This is a genomic window from Micromonospora sp. ANENR4, assembly GCF_015354395.1.
Taxonomy (GTDB): Bacteria; Actinomycetota; Actinomycetes; order Mycobacteriales; family Micromonosporaceae; genus Micromonospora; species Micromonospora aurantiaca.
Map to the genome: position 1 here is coordinate 1 of NZ_JADKYQ010000055.1, position 447 is coordinate 447.

Sequence of the window (447 nt, forward strand, 5' to 3'; positions counted from 1 at the left end):
CCGGCCGGCGGTGTTGTCGACCACCGCGCTGTCGGCGATCGTGGCGCTTCCCGCGAGGCCGTCCTTCTCGGCGCCGTTGCCGGCCCAGTCCCGGCCACCGGTCGTCACTACGCCGCCGCCGTCGCCGTCGGCGTGGTTGCCCGCCACGTGGACCTTCTCCAGGAGCAGGTCCGTGTTCTCGGCGTAGACGCCGCCGCCGTTCTCGCAGGCGACGTTGCCGCCGATCGCGGTGAACGAGACGGTGACCCAGCCGCCGCTGCTGAACAGACCGCCACCGTTGTGACCGGCCCGGTTGTGGCTCAGCGTGCTCAGCGAGGCGTCCTTGCCCTCGTGCGCCCCGATGATCTCGACGGTGCCCGCGCGGTGCTTGCCGTGCTCGCCCTTGTCGCCCTTGCCGGGCTTCGCGGCCGAGGCCAGGTCGACCGGCCCGCCGTGGTGCTCACCGCC

1 pseudogene is annotated in these 447 nt (G+C 73.4%); it reads right to left on the reverse strand.

The window, feature by feature from the left end:
* Positions 1 to 447 (reverse strand): annotated as a pseudogene (locus IRY44_RS30480) (hypothetical protein); the annotation flags it as partial.